This is a genomic window from Mycobacterium sp., assembly GCF_049608025.1.
Classification (GTDB): domain Bacteria; phylum Actinomycetota; class Actinomycetes; order Mycobacteriales; family Mycobacteriaceae; genus Mycobacterium.
Genome location: NZ_JBMYXC010000027.1, coordinates 1 through 22,844, shown reverse-complemented (window position 1 = coordinate 22,844; position 22,844 = coordinate 1). Strand labels below are relative to the sequence as shown.

Below are 22,844 nucleotides of genomic sequence, written 5' to 3'. Positions count from 1 at the left end.
ATACCCGGCCCGCTCACGGCCTGCCCGCATACTGGCGCGACTGGCGCCGGTTGTGTTTGTTGTACTCGCGGAACATGCCCTCCACGTCCTGGGCGTAGAAGTTGTTCGTCTCCCCTTTGCGCCCCTCGACTTGCATGCCGCCGGACTGCATGGCCTTCCACTGCGATTGGGTCAGCACATATTCGGGCTGATTCGACAGGTTCACGCCGAACGATTCCGGTGGCAGCACACCACCCTGGTCATACGTCCCACCAAACAGTCCTGATAGCCATGTGCTGGGGTCCATCGCCATCGCCTGAACCTGCTCCATGTTCGGGCCAGGCCCACCCATCGGAGCGCCCATCGGCGGGGTGGCACCGGGACCGGGCATCACCCCACTACCCGCGTGAGCGTTGTCCTGCACCGGAGGCGTACCACCCGCCGCCGCGTCAGTGGCCGCGTCGGGCGGCGCAGCGTCACCGGGGGTTTGACCCATCGTTCCCGGTTCTTTCGGCATGAACTGAGCCAACGGGTTCCCCTGCGGCATAAACGCCATCGGGTTAGTGCCCGCCCAATGCGGCGCCCCGAACGGCATCAACTGCTCAATAAGCGCCTCACCCCAAATGCCGGCCATGTCGTAGCCCCACGACACGCCACGCTTGCCTGCTTCGGCGGCCATCTTGATACCTGCTGACGCGGCCGGTCCCGCAGCCGCACCCGCACCAGACGTACCCGCCGCTGCCGCCGCGGATACCGCCATTGAGCCGAGATCGGCTGCGGTGTCGATCAACCCGTGAACGAACGACTCACCCAAATCCAGAAAGTTGGAGAGCCCGCCCTGCCCGACTGGGTTGGTGTTGGCTGCCATCGCCGGAATCAGCCCTTCGGTGGCAAGATCACCGCCGGGTGATGGCTGTTGCGGGCCGCCAGGCGCAGGACCGGGAGCACCACCAGATGTGCCATGAATCAGGGTGTTCGGGTCAACACCCTGGTCGGTCAGGCTCTGCAACTGGTCGGGGTTGAGAACCAGTTCGTCCTCGCCGGTGGTGTTGATGCCTAGTTCGCCATCGGGCCAGATACCGCCCTGGTCGTAGGTCTTGATATGGACGTGATCCAGGTGGTTCTCGGTCGGCGATCCGCGATCTGGCATTGCGTCAACGCGACCGTCTGGATAGTAGGTTTTCTGCTGCCACATGACGTGCTGAGTTCCCGGTTGGCGCAACGCATCCGCGACCACGGCAGCGCCTCCACCGCCGCCCGATTGCCAGTTAGGGATCGGAACATCGATGGAGGTCCCGGTCTGGTGCTCATCCCACGGTTGATCGACGGTCGGGTTATAGCCGCCAATATTGCTGAACCCCATGCTTTCATACCGCTGCTTGAGCCCCGACGCTGTCTCTAAGAGCCCGCCGCCGTCCGAGTTAACCGGACCCGTCAACGGGTTGTATGGGCCGCCGCCTGGCGCCCCAGGCGAAATCTGCGGCGAGATAACAGCTTGCGACCACTGCGCCATAAAGCCTTGCATTGCGGTGTTCGCGGCCTCAAGCTGCGGCGCCACCTCGATTTTCACCGGGTTGCCCTGCTCATCGGTGCGCCACTCACCCACACCATCCTCAGCGGGCTTCGTGTCCGCTGTCGCGTCAACCTCGACCGGCTTCTCGGCTTCCTTGTCGCGGAACGCAATCAAAGCCTCGGCGGCCTCGTCCGTTTGCGGGATGACAACGAAATCCTGAGACTCCGGAATTTGCTCAACCTTGAACACCGCCTGGTCGATGGCATTCAACTCAGCGGCGGTCGGAGCCTTGATAATCGTGGTGCCGCTAGAAATCTCAGCCTTCTTAGCGAGATCACCCAAACCGTCCTTGAAAAGTTGGGCCTCGCGGGCAGCGTCCTGCGCGCCAACCTTCCACTCATCAATCTTCCAAAACAGGTCTTGTAGCGGCTTCTGCGCGTTCTGCGCCCCATCCGCTAAATCAAGTAACCCATCCCCCATGCCGAACGCGGCCTCAGCATCAGACAGCAGTTCGTCGGCGATCTCCCCACGCCCCAGTAGCCGATTGACACCAGAAACCACCTTGACGATAGAGCCGTAGGTGTCGCCGACCGCGTTCATAATCCAACCCAAGCCGCGGGCAGTCCATTCCGCTGTCAGCAGCACGGCTTCCCCGAAGGTGACCGCAGCCTTCGCCGCCTCACCAAAGAACCCGATCACCACGTCCTGGTTGTTATCGACCCACGCCGTCATCCTGTCCAGCGCCGCAGTGACACCACCTATTTGGCCCGAAGCCTCCTCGAAAGCGGGCTTCAGCAACGCTGCCCCCAAGCGGCCGAGCGCAGCCTCAGCGTTATCGACAGCGCTAGAGAACGAGCCGCCAATCGTCGACGCTGCACCGCCAAGCTTGCTTTGCAACGCCTTCTCAAGATCGGCGGCAGAAACCTTGCCGTCCTGCACCATCTTGTCCAACTCTTCAGCCGTCACACCGAACTGCTTCTGCAACAACTGGAAAACTGGGATACCTCGATCAGCGAGCTGCCGCAGATCGTCGGTGAACGCCTTATTCGAGGTCCGCACCTTGTTGAAGATCGACGCCATCTCCTCAAACGACGTGCCTGCCACAGCCGCCGAATCAGCGATCAACGTCAAATACTTCGTCAGTTCCTCACCGGGCTCGATACCGGCCGCGACTGCAGAGGCCGCGACCGTCGCCGCCTCACCCAACCCGAACGCGGTACCCTTTACCGCCTTCTCAGCGGACTGCATGATCGTCGCGACTTCCTCGGCGGTATGCCCCAACGCCTTCAGCTTGAACCTGGCCTGATCAATGGTCTTCAACCGCTGAAACCCTTTAGTCAAAGCTAAAGTCAGCGTTCCCACCGCAGCCGTCGCCACCGTCGCCGCGCCGGCGATACCCACTGAGATGGCCGCACCCATGCCTTTGCCGATGACAGTGCCCACCGCGTGACCGACGCGCCGGCCCCGTGCCTGCGCCTCGGTTTCGAATTGTTCAGCAGCTCGGCGCCCGGACCCCTTGGTTGATTTCGATAGGGTGTCGTTGACTTTCTTGCCGAGCCGCTCCGCGCCCCTGGTTGATCCCTTCGACAACTCTTGGTCGAAGTCCTGCGCCAGACCCTTTGCCGCCTTACCACCCTGCTTGTCCAGAGTCCTAAAGAACGACTTCATGTCGTTGGCGAGCGGTTTCGTGTTCGCCGACAGTGAGATATAGGCGGTCGCCAATTCAGTTGGCATCAGTTCACCGCCCTTTCTTCTTCTGCGCCCGCCGTTTCGCCAACCATCCCCGCTGCGCCGTCTGGCGCTCCTGCAGCTCGGCGGCCGATTTCACGGACGTGATCTCCCGCGGCTTCTTCAACAACTTCGGTTTCGGACCCCGCCGCGCCCGCTGACGGTTCGCAACCGCCAGCACGTAATGAATGAACGCGAACATGTCGAACTCCGGTGTCCACCACCACGACCGCGGGAACCGCGACCGATACAACGCGCTATGCAAACCGTTCGGCGGCAGCCCTTGGATCACCACCCGCAGCTCCCGCCACGACAACGCCCCGGTACCTAACTGGTGGCGGTGCCACCCTCGGGTGAGGAGGTCGAATTCGAGGGCGCCTCCATGCTCTCCGTCGAGGAGGTCGAGGAGGCTAGCAATTCCCCCAGTGGGATACCCGACTTCTCTTCCCACTCCGTGGCCGCCAATTTCAACTCGCCGGTTGTGCATTTCTGCAAGACCGCGAACTGCTCCTTCGTGACGGCAGGTTTGAACCTGGCGAGCGCGGCCGAACGGATCACAGCCATCTCCTCCAACGCTTCCTCGGCGTCGAAGTCTGGCTCTACCGGCTCGGTCGGGAATTCACCGGCAGTGTCACCGTCGTCCAGTGCGGTCTCCCAGCGCTTAACGTCGGCCTGCCAACGTTTCACCGCAACCTTGTACTCCTGGCGGGCTTTGTGGATCCGAGAAAAGGTGGCGCGTTGCTCTTTGGCCAGTTTGTTGATCGCTGTCATCATCTGCCGGTACACGCCTTCAGGCAGATAGTCATAGCGGGGAATGGATAGCACCAGTTCGTCGCCGCCTTCGGGGTGGAACACGAGTTCCACCCGCACACGCGGGTCCGATGCATTCACGATGTCCATCAGAGGCGGGAGCCTTTCGATTTGTGTGGCGGGGGCCGGGTGGCTGGCCCGCTGACCGGCCCCCGCCAAGAGGAAAGAGTCAGCGGGCCAGGTATTTTAGGAATCTGCTTCCAGTTCGTCCGGTTCGTCGGTGTACTCGTTGACGCCCTCGGGGTTGTCTGGCTGCGATCCGGCCTCGGGTGTGAAGCAGTCGATGGTCAATGTGTACTGGACCAACTCGCTTGATACCCAGGTAATTTCCCCGATTTCAGTCACCTGACCTTCGGGGATGACCAGCATGCGGGTCTTCTGCCCGTCAACCACCCTGACCACGTAGCTCTTGCGCGGCAGGACGGCATCAGAATGTCGGATCGTCACCTTACGGTGACCTTCCGAGTAGTCGACGGTGACGTTGTCGTCGCCGAACACTGTCTTCAGCACAATCGGGTTTGTCTCGCAGCAGGTCACCTGCACGGTTTCCTCGTAGGAATCCTGGGTGACCTTGATGACCTTGCCGCCGAAGTCGCGGTGCTTGGTCACATCGCGGGAGATGTTGTTGACGAAACCGTCCTCGCCCATCCAACCGTGGGCCTCGAACGCGGCGTCGAGTTCTTCGACCGCGTCAGTCGGCAGAGTGGTGCCCAGTGGGGCGCCGAAAAATGATTCATCGTCTGCGTGCCGATTCCCGGACCAGACGTTCTTGGTGTCGCTCACGGTGCGCCCCTTTCAGGCACTCATGGCGGGGGCCGAAAGGGTTTATTCAGTTGTTCAGACAGGCTTCTCGGGGACACCGATCAGCGGGTGCTGATGCGGAGGTTGCCGTTGAACTGCCACCGGTACCGATCCGTGATGTCAGGGTTCGGAAGGTCGTACGGGCCTGCCCCGTCTGACCAGTAGGCGTAATCCACTCCGGTGGCTGTTTCTGCGTTCCACAGCGCTGTACAGGCCGCTGCCGCCAAATCTTCCGCGTCAGCGGATGACCCGGCGTAGCAGTCCACAGTTATCTGAGCGACATCCTGGGCAATCGTTTGGGTGCCGCCCGTGCGTTTCACCACAACAAACTGTTGCGGCCGCGGTGACGGAATCCGATCCCGCACCGTCGTTCCTGGAAGCGCCGCCGACAATATCGACCGCGCCGTCGACACAGCAGGTTTCGGAACCAGCCGCGTCACTTCATCACCTTGAGCAGAATGTCGTGAACAGCGTTCGCACGTTTGGCGTACCGGCCCTTGGTGAGAACCCCAGTCTGCCAGCGACCCTGACGCACTCTTTTACCCTCGGACGAGTAGGCGATGAAGCCGTCGTTTTCGTAGTCGCCGGTGAGCATGCTGTTGGCGTCGTCAGCCCACCGCTGCGTGACCGCCTCGAGTTCTTTGACGACGCCGGGTGCGGAACGGATACGTCGCCACGCATCCCGGCGGTACTTAACGTCGAGGTTCTTGGTCACCGGTACCTCCGCAGCTTCACCACACCGCCAGGAGTGAACCCGAATGGGCCTTTGGTGTAGTCCTGCACCACACCAACCACTTCGAGTTGCCCCACTCCGGTCACGTCGACCACATCCCCAGGAGCGCAGACGGTGCCCGACTGGACGAATAGGTCCCAGAGGTCTTCGCTGTGGTCCTGTTGCGGTTCGGTGGTTTGGGTTGGCGCCCAGCCCATCACCGCCACACTGGTACCTGCTGCATCTAGTGCAGGCGTCCACGACTTGATCGGGTTGTCGTTGCGATCAGGGGCTGCTTCGGACATGGTGTGCCAGCCCACCGTGTGCGGTGTCGGGAACGTCATGGCTGCTGAACGATCACCGTCGAGCCCGGATACCGGTATCTGCGCGCCGTTGCGCAATCATCTGCGGTCAGCAGCGCAGACGTGTTTGTCCAGTCCGCGAGCCGCTGCCGGAACGGTCCCGCCGACATCTCCGTCACCGGCCCCATGCTGGGGTCGACCGTGAGATGCCGTGCCACAATCCCGGCCACTGCAGCAACCACATCGTCGGGAACCGCCGCGGTGTGGGTGTAGGTGACCGTCACCAACACACCGGACCCCAAGCGTCGGCCGGCGTACTCCAATTCAAGGAACTGTCCGTCCACCACAGCCGACAACGTGAGATCAGTGCCGTCACGGTCCTGCATCGTCACCGACACCACCGTGTCAATCGGCTCCACCAGACGGACCCGCCCAGCAACCGTCAACAACCGCACAACCGTGGTGCCCGGAGTGAACGCCCTGTCCGCCTCGCGGCGGAATTCGTGCGACACCCGCGACAACAACGGTGCCACCCGGCGGGCCTGGGCCTCGCTCAACCCTCCAGAGTCAGCGAGGCCCAGCGCCAGAGCAACATCATCGGCGTCAGCCAAATCAGCCACTTAATCAACCAGTCGGCTTAGGTGCCGAGTTCGTTCCACACGAGAACACCCTCGGAACGAATGACCTTCGCCCCGTACACGTGCAGACCGCGGATACGGTCAGCGATGCGGGTGTTAGCGCGCAACGCCTCAATACCGGAAAGTTGCGACACATAGGCCGCAGCAGTGGGATGGAAGAACACTGCCTGCGGGCTCGTCACCTCGGGCAGGTTGTTCGACCGCACGACACGGAAGTTCAACACCTGGCCGATGGTGGCGTTCCGCAACCCGTCGTTGTCGCCGGAAGTGTTCACCGAAGTGAGCTTCGAAGAGTTCGACAGCAGGAAGTACTCCATCGCCGGGTTCACCAACGCCACCCGACCTGCAGAGGGCGCCTTGTTGATGTGGAGTTGCTTGTTCGCCAGCGCGAACACATCGAATGCATCCTCGGCATCCGAGATTGTCGAGTACGCGAGAACGTCACCGTCAGACACCAGCATCGATGCCAGGAAAACGTCAGCGGCCTGAACGAGCCCGTCAGCGGCGGCGTTGGTGTAGTCGCCGAGTGAGCCGGCAGCCTGAGTGGCGTCGATGTCGTCAACGAAGAAGTCGAAGCTATCGGCCTGATCGATCAGCAGATCGACCCCGGTGTCAGTGATCGCCTCTTCGGATGTGGTGCGGCCAGCGGCTTCGTAGTCGCTGATCGTGGGGGTCACCACCGATGTGATGTGAACCTTGTTGCCGCGGGTCGCGACACCCTCGTAGTGGCGGTCGAGCAAGGCCGGAATGACCTTCTCGTTCTCCCACCGTTCGAGGGTCATCGCCTCCCACAGTTCGGGAATGAAATTACTGAGAGCCATGATCGGCTACTCCTTTCTGAAAAAGTGAATCGGGTTTTTACGTTTTGCCGAGCAGTTGATCCAGCTCGCCGGCCTTCATGGCCGCCTGAATCTGCTTGCTCGACATGTTTTTGAGCTGTTCCCGTGACGTGATCTGCTGCGGGCCGCCGATCCTCCCGTTACCGGTCACTGATGACGCCGGGGGTGCCGCAGCGGTTTTCGCCTCTGCTGCCCGCGACGCTTCGATGAGTTGTTCAACGTCGGCCCGGAATTCCTGGGCCGCGGCGCGCATCTCATCCTCAGTGGTGCCGGTGATGTACTTCGGGTTGACGTTCTCGGTGCGCGCCACCTCGGCCCGCAACCGTTCCGTCTCAGCGGATTCCAGCCGTGCATGTAATGCTTGAATCTCTGCCCGCGGGTCGAAGTCGTCGACCTTGTCAGGCTTCTCGCCGAATAGTTCGGCGATTGCCGCTAAGCGAGTTTCGGCTGTTGTAGCTCGCCTCTCAAACTCGTTTGCTTTGTGCCGGTTTTTGGCCGCCTCGGCGTTGAGTTCAGAGATTCGCTTGTCAGCGCTCTTCTTTTCGGACCCGTTCTTCGTGCTAGTCGGTTGCGCCGGTTCGCTCTCGGGTGCCGTCTCGGCGGGGTCTTCTGTAGAAAGTGCGCTTGGCATATCGTTTGGCGTTACATCGGACACGGTTTAACTCCCTTGCCTCTCGCAAGATTGGTCCCCATCACCGGGGTATCTGTCTTCGCCCACGCGGGCACAAACCCCACCGACAGGGATGGGGTAAGAACTACTGCGTCAGATCGCCTTCAAGACGAGCGATTTGGCGTAAGTGGTAGGTGATCTGCGGTGAATCCTCGGCCAAACCTTGAGCCCGCAGGTTCTTCAAACTGTCACGGAAACCCGGCAACAACCGCTCAGCCTTTTCCGCCTGTGTTTCCTTCACGGGTGCCTTGATGTCTTTGAGCGCGGTGAACTTCTGGTCTTTCCATGCCAGCAACGGCCCGATCTCGCCGTGTTCGCGGTCAACAATCAACTTTCGATAATCAACGGCGCGGCCGTCGCTGGCGGCGACTCCTGCGAATTGCTCAACTTGAGCATGAGTCGCCTCGAGCAGCCGGTTGGCGTCGAGATCGAAATCAGCGTCATGGCTGATCACATCAATGTCGCAGTCGCAGCCGGGATGGACCGGCATCAACTTGCCGGTGCTGTATCGCTGCGTGGACGCGATGATGCACAGCGCACAATTCTCTGACCCCTTCAACACCCGCCGGTAGTGGGTGTGTCCGCCATGCGCCAGCGACCGATCTGCTTGCCGAACTTTCGCCATCTGCAAATCCGTGGTCGCCAACGACTCCAGCCGACGCCCGCCCGCACGCATCGCGTCGGCAAACGTCCTGCCCTGCGCCACCTCCGCACGGGCGGTGATCACCGGCCGCGCATACACCACCTCGGCCGGAACACCGCGACCAGCCAACACGGCGTCGGCGACGGGTAGTGCTGTGCTACCGGTCTGTTCAGCCAAATACACCGATGTGAGGTTTGCGATCTGCAACTGGCCCGCCGCCACCGTGGGCGCAACAACTCCAGCGAGACGCTCGATGGTTTCGCCGCCGAGTGTGGCTGTCTCCCAGAACGCCGACAGGTACGCGATGACCTGGGCGCGCAGGGCGGCGACCGCCGCTTCGTAGTTAGGCCGGTCGATCTGTTGCGTTGTCGGCGCGGTCACCAGTCATCTCTGTTACGCAACGTGATCGGAACCCCGTCAAGGAAATCAACCCGATCGATTCCCGCCTTGACCGCCGCCTGTTCCGGCTTAACCCCTGCACGAATCATCGTGCCCATCGCGTCAGCCTTCGCCTTCAAGATCGCTGACTCCCGCAACGGGTCGACCACTAGATCGCCCCCCCCCCGGTGGGCTGACGCAGCAGGGAGGCGTTACGTAAAGCCTCATCGGCCTGATCCAACGCATCCTGGCGGATTTCATCAGCAGACCAGCCAAGTAGTCCGCTCTGAATAGATCTACGGGACTGCACAGCCACCGCCATCGACGCCGCCTGATACTTCTCCGCAGTCGACACCCGCTCCACCGGCTCGAACTCCACCCGAACCGTCAAATCATCCAAACCCTGCACACCCTCAAGTTGCAGCGCTTTCACCAGAATCGCCTCGGCGCCGATCTTCGCCTCAGTCAACCGGGACTGGCACTTCGCGATATACCCGGTTTCCGTGGCGATAGCACCGGCCGCCGACGTGTTCGTATTATCGGGCATCAGAATCGGCAACGGTGTGCGCGTCACCGCCGACAATTGCCGAATATCGGCCAACGACCCGGCCAGTAGCGGCTGAATGTCGGTTTGCGCTGACTCCCAAATATCGATTCCTGGCGGCAAATCCCACAACGCGCCCGGCGCCGGCTCAAACAACCTGGCCCAGTCGATATCGTTGCCCTCGGCGTCCTTCTGAGGCAGCCCGCCGCTATCGTCCTTGGAGCGCAACGCCCGCTGACGGAACGCCTGCATCGCCTGAATCACCCGCCGGTCCAGAATGCCGTTGTTGATGCGGTTAATCAGATCAACATGCGGCTCATATTCGCCGCAGCCACCAGGATTTCGGTACACCGAAACCAGCGGTGACGCATCACCACCGTCAATGTGGACCGGGTCGCCAACAGGTTCCCACCGATCATCTTTCACAGTGCGACGAAACGCCCGCCGCGACGAACCCTCCGCACTGTTATCACCAAAAGCAGACGGTGAACCCGCCACACCAGCCACCACCGGATGATCACCCTCGCGGGCTGGCCGGGTGAAATACTGAAACATGCCGCCAGCCATCACCAGCGCATAATCAAGCTCAACATCATCATCACGCCAAAACCTTGCAGCGGCGCGGACACGCCACGGCTGCAACGGGTCAGACGCCACTACCATGCACTCCGGCGACTCAGCAGTGATGATCGCGCGGCCATCATCCCCGGCCCAACACGTCAGATACGCCTCGCCGTACGCCAAACCGTCCCGCAACCAGGACGCGAACACGCTGTCCATGCGGTTATTCCGCCAAATCCGGTTCGCCTGATCAGCCACCGACGACTGCGAATCCCCGGCGACCGTGACACCCTTCACGACGATGCGGTCAGTCACAGCCTCAAGGATCAAGCCGCCCCAATTAGTGCGGGACTCCTTCTGAAACCGAGCCCATGACGCCCGAACATTCTCCCCGCCCTGCGGCAACGGAGCATGACCATCCTGATACGACCGCAACAACGAAATCCGCGGGGAACGATCATCCAACCGCTTCGCCAACACCGGGAGCCACTCACTAGGCGATTTCACCAGGCAGGCTCCCTTCTAGTAGATGCGGCGCGGCGCATACGCTTTCACTCTTGGTTTCGCACCCTCACGGCGCGCATCAATACAGGCCCGCCACGACAACACCGCCGCCATCGCGGCATCAAACTTGTCTTCCAGGCGGCCGTCCTGCTTCTTCAGCGTCCACAACAACTCACCCTGATCATCAGACAGGGTCAACTGCCGCCGCCCCGCGTGACCCATATGCCGCACTAGCACATCCCGAAACGGCGATACCGGAAAAGTCACAATGCCCGCGTCCACAGCTTCGGCATAGATGCGGGCAGCATCCGCCATAGCCCGTTTTCGGACGGTAAACCACTCCACGACCCGGTCAGGATGTTTCGCGGCCCACGACGCCACCGTCTCCGTCCAATGCGGCGGATCGCAATACATGCGCCACACATCGAACCGGGAGAAAATCTCCTCAACCTTCGCGGTAACCTCATCCTCGGGAACTTCCCACTCGTCGTCGAGTTCGGGGCGCTCCCACACACCCTCGAGCTGCTGCCGTCCCGACGAAACCTCCGTCACCACAACCGCGGTCGCATCCTTGAACCGGGCACCATCAAAACCCACGGTCACAAACGCGCCATCCGGGATCGGCTCATCCACCAACAACCCCGGCACGATCTTCGCCATGTTGAACGCCTGCGACCCCGACTTGCGCCACCGGTTCAACCACACCCGCTCCAGATACGGCTTATCCGCCCCGGGACGATCCCACTTCGACGCAATCTCATCGAACTGACCCGGACCGAACTCGCCAGCCGGCCCCGACGCCTGGGTAATCGCCTCGATGCGTTGCTGCTTATCGTCCAGGTCATGCCCACCGTCATCGGTTCGGTACAAGTAGAACAAGTCCGGGCGCTCAATCTGGCCCTCACTGATCTTCAAAGCCTCAGCATGGATTTGCTCCATCACCGAGCCCTGCCCCGGCTCCCCCGCAGTCCCCACATACAAACTCCACGGATCATCAAGCGGGCGCTTCGGAAGATTCGCGTCCATCGTTTGATGCGCCTGCAACTGCCGCGGCAGAAACAGGCGGTGCGGCTCGTCGAAACAGTTCAGAGTCGTCCTAGCGCCATCCCGCGCGCCAGGACTATTCGCCAAAGGCACAGCCTTACCGTCGGCTCGCCCCCGGGCATCCAACCGGCACACCCGCTCGAGCGACACATCGAACAAGTCGGCGTCAGGCCCCTCAGCGATGATGTACGACAGAGCCCCGAACGCAAGTTCCTCAACTTGCTCCACCGACACTGCAAGCATCGGAATATACGGCGCACGGACCGGTCTGCCGACGGGATTGCCGTACGCATCCCACCCATCGAACCGAGTAGGCCCTTCCGGGTGGAGTTCACAGAACGCGATGAGCGCCTGCTTCTCCGTCTTCGCTAACCCCTTACGAACCGACAGCCCGACCCGTTTGAAACGCCGCCGACCCTCCCACGGATGCCCCTTCGGGAACACCTCGAAAGCCCGGTAGATGAACGCCCGGAACTCGGGATCAATCCGATACGGATCACCCTGTAACGAGCCGGGCCCGTAGACAGCGCGTTCCTCAATGAGATCGCAAACGCCTTTGCCTAGAGACGGCCACGGTTCCGGGTCTTGCCCCGGAACAACGATGAGCATCGACTACACGGCATACAGGGCAGAGCGGGGGTCATCCGGCTCATCGTCGCCAGGTTGCTGTCGCCCCCGTGGATGCGTCTCACCGCGGCGCTTATGGCCTCGGTCCTCAACTTCATCGGCGTGCTCCACCTCGGCCCGCAAACGCATCAGCGCCAGCGGGTTCAGTCCAAGCCGGTCCGACAACTGACGGGCCTCCGAAGCAGACTTCAAGTCCCCCTGCTCGGCGCGGACCTTCCACCGCACATACTGCGCCACCTCACGGTGAGCGTGCGCCTCTTCCCAAATAACCGCCTGCGGAGTCCCCCACAAATCCGCCCAGAGGGCGGTCTCCAGGTCGGATGCCTGCTCGAGCTGCAACTGCAACTCCGCAACCAGCAACTCGTTCTTACTCAACTCTCGCCGCAGACGCGCCCGAGCCCGCCCCTCGTCCTCCCCCTCAAGCTCCACCTGCAGCGACGCCACCCGGTCGCGCGCCAACTCCAAACTTGCCTTCATCCTGACATCAGGTAGCAGCGGCCAATCCGGCACCGGCCCTTCGCGGCCCTCAGACGGCAGCGACCGGAAATCGCTCTTAGCGTTATTCCGCCGCGCACGAGCAGAAGGGTGCTTCGGAGGTGGTCCTGGCATGATCTGGCTCCCGTCTCGGGATAGAGGCAGCCCCGTCTCGGGGCGTTTTGAAAAACGTCGGAACCCGTACAACTAGAAATCCGCAGCGCCATCCGTGTGGTAGGTGGACCCCGGTGGGGATTCCCGACCGGGGTGCGTTTGCGCTGGTCAGGGCGTTTTTGGTGTGTGGCCTTGTGCTAGGTGCCCTTCACGACTCGATTTGCGGTCGTGGCACGGTTTGCATGCTGCTTGCATTACCTCGTCGGTGCCGCCGAGTGCGAGTGCGACGGTGTGGTCGGCGATGGTGGCTGTTTCGATGCAGCAGTCGTATCGGAGTTGGCATTGGTAGCGGTCGCGTTTGAGTACGCGGAGTCGGCGGGCGCGGTGGGCTGTTGTGCTGGTTCTGGGATTGCCTTTGCCCCAGCGATGTTGGTGGTCGGGGCAGCGTTGCCCGTTGTGTACGAGGGTGGTGCAGCCGTTGATGCCGCAGTGTTTCGGTGCGCGCGGCATTCAGATTGCTTCCGCTGTCCATGTGTCGCGGCCGCCGACGCGCCAGGCTTTGCGTGGTTGTTTGCGTGGGCGTCTGTCGTGGTGTTTGACCAGGGTGGGCCAGTCGGCGTGATCCACCAACGACGGCCAGGAGAATGCGTAGGCGCGTCCGGTGTCGCGCAGCCATTGTCGTACGGCGTAGTCGATGGGCCGTTTGGAGTGCTGTGTGTGGTTGAGCATGTCGGCGACGATTTCGGTTTGGATGGCGACGGCCACGCCGTGGGCGATGTCGCTGGACATGATCCAGCAGGCGTCTTGTTGGTCGGCTTGTGCGCCGGCTTCGGCGAGTCGTTTCTGTCGTGCGGGGTACCAGTGCCAGTGCTGGTGGTGGCCCAGGTATAGAGACACTGCCGGTGATGGCGCCACTGCGAGAGTGCTGTGTAGCTGGTCGGTGAAGTTGTCGACGGGTTGGGCATCGTCTTCGAGGACTAGGCACCAGTCGGCGTTGTGCCGTGCTAGCTTCTCCCACACTTTGCGGTGGTTGGCTTCCACGCCAAGTGTGCCGTCGTCGACGGAGATGTAGTTGGCGTTGACTTGGTTGGCGAGTTGTTGGGCTTGGGTGAGTCGGGCGGTGTGCGCGACGACGCCGATAGCGATGTCCACGGTTAGGCGAACCGCTTGCCGTCAGTGGCGTCAGGCATTCGCGAGCACCTCCATGTAGCGGGGTCGCAGTGTTTCCCAGGACAGCTCTTGGCGTATTCGTTGCACGTCGTTGGCCCACTGTGATGGCGCGGTGGTGGCGTATTCATCGAGTTTCGCGGCGAGGAGGCGAGGCTTGGTGCGGTAGTAGTCGACGCGCTGTTTAGCGACGAAGCTGCCCGCTTTGTTGGCGGGGAACAGCCATTGCTTGGGGAGCCACTGGTTGTTCGGGGTGATGTCGGGCATGAGGACGGGCATTCCGGCGGCGATGGCTTCCTGTGCTGGGAGGCAGAGTCCGCCGAATCTGCGTGGCATGACCAGTATGTCGCCGTCAGTGTAGAGGTCGGTGTGGTGTTCGACATCGCCGGATTCGACCCGCAGTACCACGTTGGTGGGTGTCTGGATCTGGCGGCTGTTGATTAGTCCGGGCACGTAGTGTTCGTCTTGGCATCGCACGGTCACTGTTATCTGTTCGGTGACGTGTCGCAGGGCTAGGAGTAGGTCTAGTGTGCCGTTGCGGTCGTGGATGGCGGGGCGTCCGACGATGTGCAGGAAGTGTGGCGTGATCTCTGGTTGACGTGGCGGGAACGCGGCGAGGTTGACCGGTACGGGCAGGTGTAGCGCGCCTGTGGGGAACTCGTTGAATCGCCATAGTGACGGGGCCGCCCACAGTGTGGGCCGGTCACTGCGGTTCAGGAACTCGAAATTGGCGTGCAACACTGTGCGCACACCGGCGCGTTCGGCCTCATCCCACAGTTCGGGGCCGCGTTTCCCGTAGCTTGTCTCGGCGGTGTAGACCACGTCGAGTCCTGCCAGCCAGCGGCGGAAATCTCGGGCGTCGGGTTTACCTTTGATCCATGTGGCGTCGGGATACCAGTCATTGCGGGTGGGCAGCGGGTTGGCTGATGGGCAGTCGATGACCATCGTGCGGGCTGGGTGGAGCTGGTCGTGGACCGCTTTGGTTTGGATGCCGAGGCCGCGGGAGTCGGCGCGGGCGATGAGTCCTAGGCGCACTGCTCGAAGTTCTGTCGGCCATCGAAGGCGTTGTGCACCAGCATGGCTGTGCCGTTGATGATCTCTGCGTGTGGCTTGCAGCGGCAACCGGGCGAGACGTGCACGTCGGTGTCGCCGAGTGGGACCACGTAGACCCGCTCGCCTATCCAGCCGCACCACCAGCCGGTGAGGTCCCAACCGTGCTCGGCGGCGTCGGCGGTGATGTAGTCGCTGACGTTGAGGACCATCTAGAACACCAGCTCGGATTCGAACTTGGGTCCGCCAGCCCTGCCGTCTAGATGCCCGGAGCGCCGGTAGCCCTGGTCGTTGTCGGGGGCGTACAGGTGGACTTTCTCGGACCACCAGCCGTTCGCCTTCACGTTCTCCTGAACCACAGAATGCAGCAGGTCTTCCAGGAACGTGTTGGCCTCGGGGCTGAAATGGCCTAGCCATTCGCGGTACTTCGCCACTGTGGCGACATGTGGGCGGGCGCTGTACTGGGCGGTGCGGAGCAGCGGCGCGTCCTGTTCCATCCCGAACATGAGGTAGCCGTGATCGGGAGGAATCACTTCTTCGTGGGCGAGCCTAATGCAGTTCGACTTCCCGGCTGTCAGCCAATCAGTGATGACTGGCCAGTCGATGAACCGGTCAGTGAGCAGCGGTGTATCAGCTTCGACGAACATCATTATTGGGGTGGGGATTTCGTCTATCACTCGCCGCAGCATCCCCACCTGGTGAAGGTGGTGGGCGAACCTGAACTCCACGCCCTGTTGGAACTGCACGTTCTGAATGTGTTCCTCGTAGGCGGCCCGCAGGTGTTCCTGCTCGCGGCGTACCCCGTCGAACAACACCCAGATCGGCGCTTGGGGCAGGTGGTGCCGGATCGATGCCAACGTTTCGTTGATGATGCCTGCCGACGGATGTGACGGCAGCGGTGACGCCGTCACCAGGACTGTGATCACGCTGCCCCCAAAGCCTTAAGGTCTTCGACGAGGCGTTCTGCGTAGCGGCGCTTCTGCTGTGCCCACCACGCTTGAACCTCGGCCACATTTGAAGACCATGTGTCGAGTAGCGCACCCCACTGCACTTGAGACCAGTCCGTCACTATTGGGAACGGTGCCTCGCCGAACAGTCGCACCCAGTAGTCGGTGATCCCGTCGACTGGTGACACGGTGTCAACTACGGGCAATGCGCCGGCTTGGAGTGCTTCCCACACGCGGAAGCTGTCGACCGACACGGCACCTGACGGGCAGGGTGCGATCTTCGCCATGGTCATGCAGGCCATGTACTCGGCCGGGTCCATCCCCTGAGTGAAGCCCGCGGTCGGTTGCACCCGTGAGTCCCGGAATCCTTCAAGGGTTGCGAAGCACTGGACCCGACGGGGTTGGGTGTTCTGCGCCGACAGGAACACGTTCAACGTCTTCTCCGAAGACGTGGGTGTGCGTGAGTGTGGGGTGTAGCCAACACCGAACAGGCGCGCGTCTCCGTAGTCGCGGCCGTGGCGTGGCGTCTGCACCCATACCTTCATGTTCGGATGCTCGACAGCGGCAACGTCGAACAGCGACTCTTCATCCGATGTGACAATCAACAACACCCACCGATACTTCGCGAGCGCTTCGGCTACAGCAGGTTCGCGGCCAGCCCAGTAGCGGCCAGGAACAACAATGACCGCGCCATCACCCGGCGGATACCCTGTGTGGAACCACGTCAGCGGGCCGCTTTCTAGTAGATCTTGGAGCTGGGTTTGATCCCAGCAGCCTGCCGGCTCTAACCATCCGGCAGGGATCACGCCGATTTCTCCACCACGATCAGGCCGGGACGTTTCAGGTAGCCGACTTTGTCGTCGCAGTCGATGAACCTGCCGTCCCACCGATTGATGAACAGTTGCACCCAATCGTCGTCGCCGTCGAGATCCTCGATGACATACACGCCGCCGGGATTAAGCCTCCACCACAACTCTTCGAACGCGATGTTCACTTGCAGCGGGTCATGTTCGCCGTCGTCAATGATCACGTCGAACGGCCCGTACAGTTGCGATACGGCGGCCATGTCGGCGGCGTTCGCCGCATCCGCCAGCAGGACCGGCACCCTGATGCGTTGATGCATCAAGCAGGTCGGGTTCACATCCACCCCGACAATCAGGGCTTCGGGTAGCAGTTCGGCCCACATGTGGTGGGATTTACCGTGCGCCACGCCGATCTCCAGTAACCGGTCGATGGCGCGATGCTCAAGTAGTTCTTGGTAGGTGTCCATGTAGCCGTGATGGCTGGACGCCTTGTCGGTGCCGAACTTCAGTGCTGCGGCATCCCAGGTCATGCGAAGACGGTGTCCAGAATCTGCTGGGCGCGGTGGGTGTAGGTTTCGTGTGTGCGGACATGCTCGAAACCCTGTCGACGCATGTTCTCGCGTTCGCTGTCGTGACTCAGCCAGTATTCGATGGCTTCGCTGAGTGAATCCAGGTTCCCGGTTTGGTAGTGTGCGACCCCTTCGTGGTCGACGCCGTCTACCTCGGGATGTAGGAGGAATCCGCCGCGTCCCCGGGTTTCGTAGTAGCGGTCGCTGACGTAGTTGGGTCGGCCGCCGAAGCAGGAATCCCCGACTACGATTTTCGCGGACGTTAGGGCGAGGTTCAGGTCGTGGCCGCGTAGGGTGCGGATTCCGTCGCCGCCGTAATGGCCGAAGCGGTCACCGTACGTTTGGTGCAGCCAGTCGATGAGTTTCGGCCGGAACGGGTATTCGGGGTGGTAGCCGCGGGACCCAGTGAAGATGATGTCGTGCGGAAACCGTGCCCGGTCGGGGGCTGCGCGAAAGCAGTCCCGTTCCACCACGGCCGGGCGCAGGTAGTGCCAGTTCAACCCGAGTTCGTCATATAACTCGACGGCTTCCGGTGAGGCGTCGGCCATGAAGATGTGCTCGGTGAACCAGGTCGCTTCGACGCCGACATCTTTGACTCGTTTCAGCCACGCCCATCGATCCAGATGCGCCGACACCGTGGGTACGCCGGCATCCTTGTACGCCTTGAACACGTCGATGAGGCCGTCGATCACATAGGCGGGGTCGTGTGTGTGGCTGTAGACCAGCATGTCTAACGATGGCAGAGCACTGAGGAGTCGCTTGGCGTTGGTGCGGTTCTCTTGGAATCGGACCACGGTGTGGCCGAGCTGCAGGAATGACCATTCCCGTTCGCATTCGGTGGTGTAGGGAACGGCGAAGTTACCGATGAACCCTATCCGCACAAGTGAAAACCTCATTCATTAAGGGGGAGCTGCTGACTGTTGCCCGTCAGGATGTGGTGACGACGATGGTGACCATCACAGCCACGGCGAGGATTGCTACGGCGGCGAAGGCGTATCCGGCGGTTGTCCACCAGTCCTTGTCTCGGGTGGTGAGGTAATCGCGGGTTGATCGGGCGGCGGTGTTGAAGCCCTGAATGATCGCCTCTAGGACTGGTGAGGGTTGGTACGGCTGCGGCGGTGGGGCTATCGGTCGGCCGTAGGCGTCGACTGGGGTGACTTCACGTTTGTTCGATAGGGCGATGATGAGCCAGATCCAGGCCCAGCCTCCGCATATCCAGAAGGTGAATAGGGTGAGAATGGCGTGCAGGGCATGGTTGGGGCCGGTGACTACGAACCCGGCTGGGGGCGGCGGCTGGTGCTGGGGGTGATTCGGCTCGTCCTGTGCCATGTTGGGTGAAGGTACCCGCTTGAGGTTGCGGTTTGGGGCGTTATCCAGCCTCAAGGTGCTCGGTAGAGGGCGCGGGTCAGCGCGGGAGTCGGTCGAGTAGCCGGTCAAGCAGCCGGTCAAGACGACGCTCCGCAATACAGATCGCTACGTCGTCATTATCGAATCGGGCTGTGCGCAGCACTTTCAACGCGGCGGTGATCTGCCGAGTCAACGGCGTCGGGGCTGTGAAGGTAGCCAATTGCGGGAGTCTCCCCATGCTGGGGTTCAGCGTTGGCGTTTCTGCCAGGCTTTTGCGCGACGGCAGCGGCGGCAGCGGTGTGGGCACCATGTTTCTTGGCTGCGGCAGTTGCGGCGCTGCGCAAGCAGGGATTCCAGCAGCGTCATCGGCGTGCCCGTGTTCTGGTGGCGTGTTCAGCTTTCGCTACGTCAAGGAGCCTGTACAGTTTCCGGCCTTGCGGGGACAGCCCTACGGGTTCGATGCGTTGTTCGCGCGCCCATTTGGTGATGGTGCAGAGCGCGACGCCGCATAGGGCGGCGGCTTCGGATGCGGTAATTTTGGAGTCGATACCTTCGGGTGTGAGCACAGCCGTTCCTGCCACGGAGACCTCCGGTTAGCACACCAGAAACCCCCAGTGCCGGTGGTGGCTGCGCTGGGGGTGGTGTTCGGGGGGGTTGGACACACTTGTGTCAGTGGCATCCACTGTACCAGTACAGTTCCCGGTTTGGGGGTTGGCGGCGAGGAAAGCGTCGAGTGTCATCTTGACGAGTAGCGGGTAGTGGACGTCTTTGATCATGTATCCGCAGGCGTCGCAGGCGATGAAGTCTTGCCCGACGCCCATGACACGCATGAGGGTTCGGAGTCCACATTCGTCGTTGGGGCAGGGTACGGGGATGGTGTATTTGGGGACGTATTGGCCCAGGACTGAGCGGATTCGGTGGTGGAGTTCGGGGAGTTCTTGGAGGGCGTCTTTGTCTACGAGTTGGGTGAGTTGTTCGCAGCGGGGTTCGAGGTAGCGCCAGGCTGAGGTGAGGCGTTGTTGTTCGTTGACGGCCCATGTCCAGATGTCGTTGCCGTCTTTGTTGCGGTTCATTAGTTTGCGTCTGGGTTGGGTTTCGTTGCGGTGTTCGGCGAGCATGTCGTGCCATGAGGTGAGCTTGTCTGCGATGTCGCGTGCGGTGTCGGAGGCCCATTCGGCGGGGTGTCCGTAGTCTTTGACGTTGGATGTTCTTTTGGGGCCGTCGCTTTGGGTGGGTGTGGGTAGGTGTTCGTGTAGGTGTATCCAGTCGAGGGTGAGCCAGTAGAGGGTGCGGCGTAGGTGTTTGGGGTTCATGCGTTTCGGTGGGGCCGGCTCGTCGTTTGGTCGTGCGTCGCTGGTGGATTTTTCGAACACGGTGGCTCCCATCGTTGCAGCGGTCATCGTTCGCTCTCGTCGGCTACAGCCCTTATCGCGGCGTCAGCGACCGCTTTCCAATCAGGTTCGCCGTCGAGACAGCCCCATTCGCGGTCCCAATATCCGGCGACGGCGATTTCGCAGGCTTCGTGTTGCCGGTCCAGTTCATCGAATATCGCGTCACGAACCCTTGCGATGAGTTGTTCGCGGGGGCTGGGTGGTGTTAGGGCTTTGGGTGGTTTGGTTTCGGGCCACATGCAGCCGCATACGGTTGTGCCTGTGGTGGTGCCGGTGCAGCGCGGGTTGTAGTGCGGTTCGTGGAGGCTCCACGGGTGGTCACAGTGCGGGCAGGTCAATCCGGCCACCTCCCCACATACAGGGCGGGATTTTGGGGTGCGCCATCCCACCAGTGCGCCTCGAACAGTTCCCACGCCCACCGCTGCCCGCCGTATTCGGTACGGGCGATGATTCGGTCGCCGTTCACGGTGACACTGTCTCGTCGGCCGTACCGGAGACTCAATGGTCCGTTGTGGACGAGTTCATCGACGTAATCGGCAGTGATGAGCATCAGGTACCCGACTTCGCTGAGGTCCGGTCGCGGGTCGGGGTATTCGATTCGGCCCCAGTCGCACACGATGGTGTGGTCGCAGCGCGAACGGGGTTCGTGCGGGTATTTCGGGCCGTGGTCACACTCACCTTCGACGCAGACACGCAACTCAACGCTCATTCGTCCCATCCTGTGCAGTTTTCGGCGCGGTGGTAGCCGAGCCGTTTAGCGATGCGGTCGCAGTCGTCCCGCCACTGCTGGCGTAGTGCGTGTCTCATTCGTTGCCGTAGTGGCGGTTTCGGTGTGGGTGGCGGTGTGGGTGTGAGTTGGGTGTCGGTGACGGCGAGGACGGTGCGGCCGTCGATTTGGATGCGCCAGCCGGGTGGGCGGGGTGTGTGAATTTCGGGCGGTTTGTTGGTGCCTCTGGCGTCCCAGTATCGGTTTTTCAGTTCGGAGAGGGCTTCGATGGTGTAGCCGCCGTCGTCGCGACATAGTTCGACTTTCGCCCCGGCAGGAACATGCGTCAACGTCTTGGCCACGCATCGTTCCCCGCGCCAGAGTGACACGATTTTGTTGACCGGGCCGAGCGGATCGGGCTCGACACGCGCCGACCATTGAGACGCCATGTACGCCTCACGCCACGTGGGGAACTGCCGCCATGGTCCGTAGCCGTCTCTCCCCTGGCTCTCATGGATTGCCACCCACGGTTGCGCCCACCCCTGGCGCAGCCGATGCACCCGCCACCTACCCGCACTCATCGCTGCGCCCCTTCCCAATCACACGACAACCCGCCCGCGTAACCCGACTTCTCCCAAATGCACATCACGCGAACCCCGTCGAACTCGACATAGTGCGGATGCACGCCCCCTGGTGTCTTGTTGCCTTCCGTGTCTGTGCCGCTACAACCGGCCAGCAGCAGCACGGCAGCGGCAATGGCGGCGCGCTTCATTCGTCGCCTTCCCGCTCTTCTAGTTCGACCATGCGGCACGCGATCATCGCCGCCACCAATGCCCGGTTAGGGCCGGGGAATGAGCCTGCCATCGTCTTGTAATAGGCGAGTTGGCGTTGCTCTTTCGTCAACGGCTTAGAAAGGTCCAGCCATTCGTCGCTCACTGGTCAGCCTCCGCAGCGGCAGCCAGGAGTGCGGCGGCGAGGGCGCGTGCCTCGTCGGATGACAAACGGTGGTCCTCAAGCTCGCACCGAACGCGGCCCGAACCGACAACGGCAGTCACATCCCCATCAAGCCACCACGCATTCTTCAGCACCGTGACTTCACGCGGTTCCGGCCTCTCCACCACCGCGTACCGCTCACGCAATGCGGCAAGGAGGGCTTCGCCGATGTCAGACAGGTCATCTTCGTCGTAGCCGATGTGGCCGCAGATCGTACAGCCGTCATACAGCCCGAAGTCCTTCAGCACCACTATGGCGGTGTCGATGATGTCCTGGTCGCTCATTTCTCCTCGGCTTTCTCGGCGTCGAGTAAATCTCTTGCTGCGTCGAGCACACGCATACATGGGTTGTAGTCGTCCTCGGCGTTCTCGCTTGGATATGCGTCGTAGGCGACCATCGCTTCATGTAGCGCGGCCAACGGCAGTGATTCTGGCCGTGCTACTACCTCGTACCTGGCGTCGCGAAGCGCGGCGAGGGCTCTTTCGGCTTCTCGCCCGAATGAGATGATTCCCTCATTGTGTGCCCGGTACAACGCCTTTGCGATGGTGTCGATGATGTCCTGGTCGCTCACTGGTCGGCCTCCGCAGCATCAGCAGCAGCCAGGAGTGCGGCGGCCTCAACCCTTGCCTCACTAACGCTGTATGAGACCTCGGTATCTGTGTCATAGACCTCCGGTGGGCAGCACTCACACCCGGCCCCTCGCGAGAAACGAAACGGCCCAACCATGTTGCCCACGGGTTCCGGTAGTTCCACGATGGCGTACCCGGATTCCCGTAGGATGATGTCGACGATGTTCTGATCGCTCACTTGTACACTCCCTCTACTGCATAGGCCATGATCTGTGTTTGCGGGTACCCGGAGCACAGAGCCGCTGCCAAAGCAACTACTCCTTCCCTAAACCCCTGGTCGGCTAAATCACCACCGTTGTCTCGGATGACGGCTGCCGCCGTCTCAACTACGTCGCTTACCAAAGCAATTCACCTACTTCTT

The 22,844-nt window shown here is 61.8% G+C and carries 31 protein-coding genes; all 31 read right to left on the bottom strand.

Features of this window, described 5'->3' with window-relative positions; all coding sequences use genetic code 11:
* Positions 1-13: 13 nt before the first annotated feature.
* The 31 genes from ACPGXI_RS10825 to ACPGXI_RS10675 all read right to left on the bottom strand — a co-directional run bounded on the left by ACPGXI_RS10825 (position 14) and on the right by ACPGXI_RS10675 (position 22,661).
* Positions 14-2,893: a tape measure protein gene (locus tag ACPGXI_RS10825; protein ID WP_526652666.1), complete on the bottom strand. Its 2,880-nt coding sequence runs from the start codon at positions 2,891-2,893 to the stop codon at positions 14-16.
* A 337-nt stretch (positions 2,894-3,230) separates the two neighbouring features.
* A complete protein-coding gene (locus tag ACPGXI_RS10820) occupies positions 3,231-3,515 on the bottom strand; it encodes a hypothetical protein (RefSeq protein ID WP_526652664.1) in 285 nt (94 codons plus the stop codon).
* Between the two features lie 32 nt (positions 3,516-3,547).
* The gene (locus ACPGXI_RS10815; protein WP_526652663.1) at positions 3,548-4,111 is read right to left on the bottom strand and encodes a hypothetical protein; all 564 of its coding nucleotides are present in this window, start codon (positions 4,109-4,111) and stop codon (positions 3,548-3,550) included.
* 105 nt (positions 4,112-4,216) lie between these two features.
* Positions 4,217-4,813: a phage tail tube protein gene (locus tag ACPGXI_RS10810; protein ID WP_526652661.1), complete on the bottom strand. Its 597-nt coding sequence runs from the start codon at positions 4,811-4,813 to the stop codon at positions 4,217-4,219.
* An 80-nt stretch (positions 4,814-4,893) separates the two neighbouring features.
* Positions 4,894-5,151 (bottom strand): hypothetical protein, encoded by a 258-nt coding sequence (locus ACPGXI_RS10805; protein WP_526652659.1) that lies wholly within the window; start codon positions 5,149-5,151, stop codon positions 4,894-4,896.
* A 116-nt stretch (positions 5,152-5,267) separates the two neighbouring features.
* Positions 5,268-5,546, bottom strand: coding sequence for a hypothetical protein (locus tag ACPGXI_RS10800; RefSeq protein WP_526652657.1), 279 nt, complete (start codon positions 5,544-5,546; stop codon positions 5,268-5,270).
* Entirely contained in the window at positions 5,543-5,887 is a 345-nt protein-coding gene (locus ACPGXI_RS10795) for a hypothetical protein (protein WP_526652655.1), read from the bottom strand. The genes ACPGXI_RS10800 and ACPGXI_RS10795 overlap by 4 nt, the downstream gene beginning before the upstream one ends.
* Positions 5,884-6,465 carry a hypothetical protein gene (locus ACPGXI_RS10790; RefSeq protein WP_526652653.1) on the bottom strand — a complete coding sequence of 194 codons (582 nt, stop codon included), beginning with the start codon at positions 6,463-6,465 and terminating at the stop codon, positions 5,884-5,886. Before ACPGXI_RS10790 ends, ACPGXI_RS10795 begins: the two co-directional genes overlap by 4 nt.
* A gap of 17 nt (positions 6,466-6,482) precedes the next feature.
* Positions 6,483-7,304, bottom strand: a complete 822-nt coding sequence (locus ACPGXI_RS10785; RefSeq protein ID WP_526652651.1) for a major capsid protein — start codon at positions 7,302-7,304, stop codon at positions 6,483-6,485.
* A 37-nt stretch (positions 7,305-7,341) separates the two neighbouring features.
* Positions 7,342-7,977, bottom strand: coding sequence for a hypothetical protein (locus ACPGXI_RS10780; RefSeq protein ID WP_526652649.1), 636 nt, complete (start codon positions 7,975-7,977; stop codon positions 7,342-7,344).
* Positions 7,978-8,077: 100 nt separating this feature from the next.
* Entirely contained in the window at positions 8,078-9,016 is a 939-nt protein-coding gene (locus ACPGXI_RS10775; protein WP_526652647.1) for a hypothetical protein, read from the bottom strand.
* A gap of 166 nt (positions 9,017-9,182) precedes the next feature.
* On the bottom strand, positions 9,183-10,598 hold the full coding sequence (locus ACPGXI_RS10770) for a phage portal protein (protein ID WP_526652645.1): 1,416 nt from the start codon (positions 10,596-10,598) through the stop codon (positions 9,183-9,185).
* A 42-nt stretch (positions 10,599-10,640) separates the two neighbouring features.
* On the bottom strand, positions 10,641-12,275 hold the full coding sequence (locus ACPGXI_RS10765; RefSeq protein ID WP_526652643.1) for a large terminase: 1,635 nt from the start codon (positions 12,273-12,275) through the stop codon (positions 10,641-10,643).
* 3 nt (positions 12,276-12,278) lie between these two features.
* The gene (locus tag ACPGXI_RS10760; protein WP_526652641.1) at positions 12,279-12,770 is read right to left on the bottom strand and encodes a hypothetical protein; all 492 of its coding nucleotides are present in this window, start codon (positions 12,768-12,770) and stop codon (positions 12,279-12,281) included.
* A 621-nt stretch (positions 12,771-13,391) separates the two neighbouring features.
* Positions 13,392-14,033 (bottom strand): glycosyltransferase family 25 protein, encoded by a 642-nt coding sequence (locus ACPGXI_RS10755; RefSeq protein WP_526652639.1) that lies wholly within the window; start codon positions 14,031-14,033, stop codon positions 13,392-13,394.
* 30 nt (positions 14,034-14,063) lie between these two features.
* On the bottom strand, positions 14,064-15,083 hold the full coding sequence (locus ACPGXI_RS10750; protein ID WP_526652637.1) for a glycosyltransferase family protein: 1,020 nt from the start codon (positions 15,081-15,083) through the stop codon (positions 14,064-14,066).
* Positions 15,074-15,310: a hypothetical protein gene (locus ACPGXI_RS10745; protein ID WP_526652635.1), complete on the bottom strand. Its 237-nt coding sequence runs from the start codon at positions 15,308-15,310 to the stop codon at positions 15,074-15,076. Before ACPGXI_RS10745 ends, ACPGXI_RS10750 begins: the two co-directional genes overlap by 10 nt.
* Positions 15,311-16,024 carry a hypothetical protein gene (locus ACPGXI_RS10740; RefSeq protein ID WP_526652633.1) on the bottom strand — a complete coding sequence of 238 codons (714 nt, stop codon included), beginning with the start codon at positions 16,022-16,024 and terminating at the stop codon, positions 15,311-15,313. It abuts the gene before it with no gap.
* On the bottom strand, positions 16,021-16,656 hold the full coding sequence (locus ACPGXI_RS10735; protein WP_526652631.1) for a hypothetical protein: 636 nt from the start codon (positions 16,654-16,656) through the stop codon (positions 16,021-16,023). The genes ACPGXI_RS10740 and ACPGXI_RS10735 overlap by 4 nt, the downstream gene beginning before the upstream one ends.
* Positions 16,657-16,847: 191 nt before the next feature.
* Positions 16,848-17,378, bottom strand: a complete 531-nt coding sequence (locus ACPGXI_RS10730) for a class I SAM-dependent methyltransferase (RefSeq protein WP_526652629.1) — start codon at positions 17,376-17,378, stop codon at positions 16,848-16,850.
* Complete coding sequence (locus ACPGXI_RS10725) at positions 17,375-18,313, bottom strand: glycosyltransferase family protein (RefSeq protein ID WP_526652627.1); 939 nt, start codon at positions 18,311-18,313, stop codon at positions 17,375-17,377. Before ACPGXI_RS10725 ends, ACPGXI_RS10730 begins: the two co-directional genes overlap by 4 nt.
* 31 nt (positions 18,314-18,344) lie before the next feature.
* Positions 18,345-18,746, bottom strand: a complete 402-nt coding sequence (locus ACPGXI_RS10720) for a hypothetical protein (RefSeq protein ID WP_526652625.1) — start codon at positions 18,744-18,746, stop codon at positions 18,345-18,347.
* A 76-nt stretch (positions 18,747-18,822) separates the two neighbouring features.
* Positions 18,823-19,071, bottom strand: coding sequence for a hypothetical protein (locus ACPGXI_RS10715; RefSeq protein WP_526652623.1), 249 nt, complete (start codon positions 19,069-19,071; stop codon positions 18,823-18,825).
* A 286-nt stretch (positions 19,072-19,357) separates the two neighbouring features.
* Positions 19,358-20,164 (bottom strand): hypothetical protein, encoded by an 807-nt coding sequence (locus ACPGXI_RS10710; RefSeq protein WP_526652621.1) that lies wholly within the window; start codon positions 20,162-20,164, stop codon positions 19,358-19,360.
* A 325-nt stretch (positions 20,165-20,489) separates the two neighbouring features.
* A complete protein-coding gene (locus tag ACPGXI_RS10705) occupies positions 20,490-20,864 on the bottom strand; it encodes a hypothetical protein (RefSeq protein WP_526652619.1) in 375 nt (124 codons plus the stop codon).
* The gene (locus ACPGXI_RS10700) at positions 20,861-21,442 is read right to left on the bottom strand and encodes a hypothetical protein (RefSeq protein WP_526652617.1); all 582 of its coding nucleotides are present in this window, start codon (positions 21,440-21,442) and stop codon (positions 20,861-20,863) included. The genes ACPGXI_RS10705 and ACPGXI_RS10700 overlap by 4 nt, the downstream gene beginning before the upstream one ends.
* Complete coding sequence (locus tag ACPGXI_RS10695) at positions 21,439-21,633, bottom strand: hypothetical protein (RefSeq protein WP_526652615.1); 195 nt, start codon at positions 21,631-21,633, stop codon at positions 21,439-21,441. The genes ACPGXI_RS10700 and ACPGXI_RS10695 overlap by 4 nt, the downstream gene beginning before the upstream one ends.
* Positions 21,630-21,797, bottom strand: a complete 168-nt coding sequence (locus ACPGXI_RS10690) for a hypothetical protein (protein ID WP_526652613.1) — start codon at positions 21,795-21,797, stop codon at positions 21,630-21,632. The genes ACPGXI_RS10695 and ACPGXI_RS10690 overlap by 4 nt, the downstream gene beginning before the upstream one ends.
* Complete coding sequence (locus tag ACPGXI_RS10685) at positions 21,794-22,138, bottom strand: hypothetical protein (RefSeq protein ID WP_526652611.1); 345 nt, start codon at positions 22,136-22,138, stop codon at positions 21,794-21,796. Before ACPGXI_RS10685 ends, ACPGXI_RS10690 begins: the two co-directional genes overlap by 4 nt.
* Positions 22,135-22,425 carry a hypothetical protein gene (locus ACPGXI_RS10680; RefSeq protein WP_526652609.1) on the bottom strand — a complete coding sequence of 97 codons (291 nt, stop codon included), beginning with the start codon at positions 22,423-22,425 and terminating at the stop codon, positions 22,135-22,137. Before ACPGXI_RS10680 ends, ACPGXI_RS10685 begins: the two co-directional genes overlap by 4 nt.
* Complete coding sequence (locus ACPGXI_RS10675; RefSeq protein WP_526652607.1) at positions 22,422-22,661, bottom strand: hypothetical protein; 240 nt, start codon at positions 22,659-22,661, stop codon at positions 22,422-22,424. Before ACPGXI_RS10675 ends, ACPGXI_RS10680 begins: the two co-directional genes overlap by 4 nt.
* Positions 22,662-22,844: the final 183 nt, after the last annotated feature.

Coding starts and splice junctions, on each gene's coding strand:
- ACPGXI_RS10705 (WP_526652619.1), bottom strand. CDS start 20,864: ATGAGCGTTGAGTTGCGTGTCTGCGTCGAAGGTGAGTGTGACCACGGC.
- ACPGXI_RS10710 (WP_526652621.1), bottom strand. CDS start 20,164: ATGACCGCTGCAACGATGGGAGCCACCGTGTTCGAAAAATCCACCAGC.
- ACPGXI_RS10725 (WP_526652627.1), bottom strand. CDS start 18,313: ATGAGGTTTTCACTTGTGCGGATAGGGTTCATCGGTAACTTCGCCGTT.
- ACPGXI_RS10795 (WP_526652655.1), bottom strand. CDS start 5,887: ATGACGTTCCCGACACCGCACACGGTGGGCTGGCACACCATGTCCGAA.
- ACPGXI_RS10765 (WP_526652643.1), bottom strand. CDS start 12,275: ATGCTCATCGTTGTTCCGGGGCAAGACCCGGAACCGTGGCCGTCTCTA.
- ACPGXI_RS10745 (WP_526652635.1), bottom strand. CDS start 15,310: ATGGTCCTCAACGTCAGCGACTACATCACCGCCGACGCCGCCGAGCAC.
- ACPGXI_RS10695 (WP_526652615.1), bottom strand. CDS start 21,633: ATGAAGCGCGCCGCCATTGCCGCTGCCGTGCTGCTGCTGGCCGGTTGT.
- ACPGXI_RS10720 (WP_526652625.1), bottom strand. CDS start 18,746: ATGGCACAGGACGAGCCGAATCACCCCCAGCACCAGCCGCCGCCCCCA.
- ACPGXI_RS10700 (WP_526652617.1), bottom strand. CDS start 21,442: ATGAGTGCGGGTAGGTGGCGGGTGCATCGGCTGCGCCAGGGGTGGGCG.
- ACPGXI_RS10685 (WP_526652611.1), bottom strand. CDS start 22,138: ATGAGCGACCAGGACATCATCGACACCGCCATAGTGGTGCTGAAGGAC.
- ACPGXI_RS10730 (WP_526652629.1), bottom strand. CDS start 17,378: ATGACCTGGGATGCCGCAGCACTGAAGTTCGGCACCGACAAGGCGTCC.
- ACPGXI_RS10760 (WP_526652641.1), bottom strand. CDS start 12,770: ATGAAGGCAAGTTTGGAGTTGGCGCGCGACCGGGTGGCGTCGCTGCAG.
- ACPGXI_RS10785 (WP_526652651.1), bottom strand. CDS start 7,304: ATGGCTCTCAGTAATTTCATTCCCGAACTGTGGGAGGCGATGACCCTC.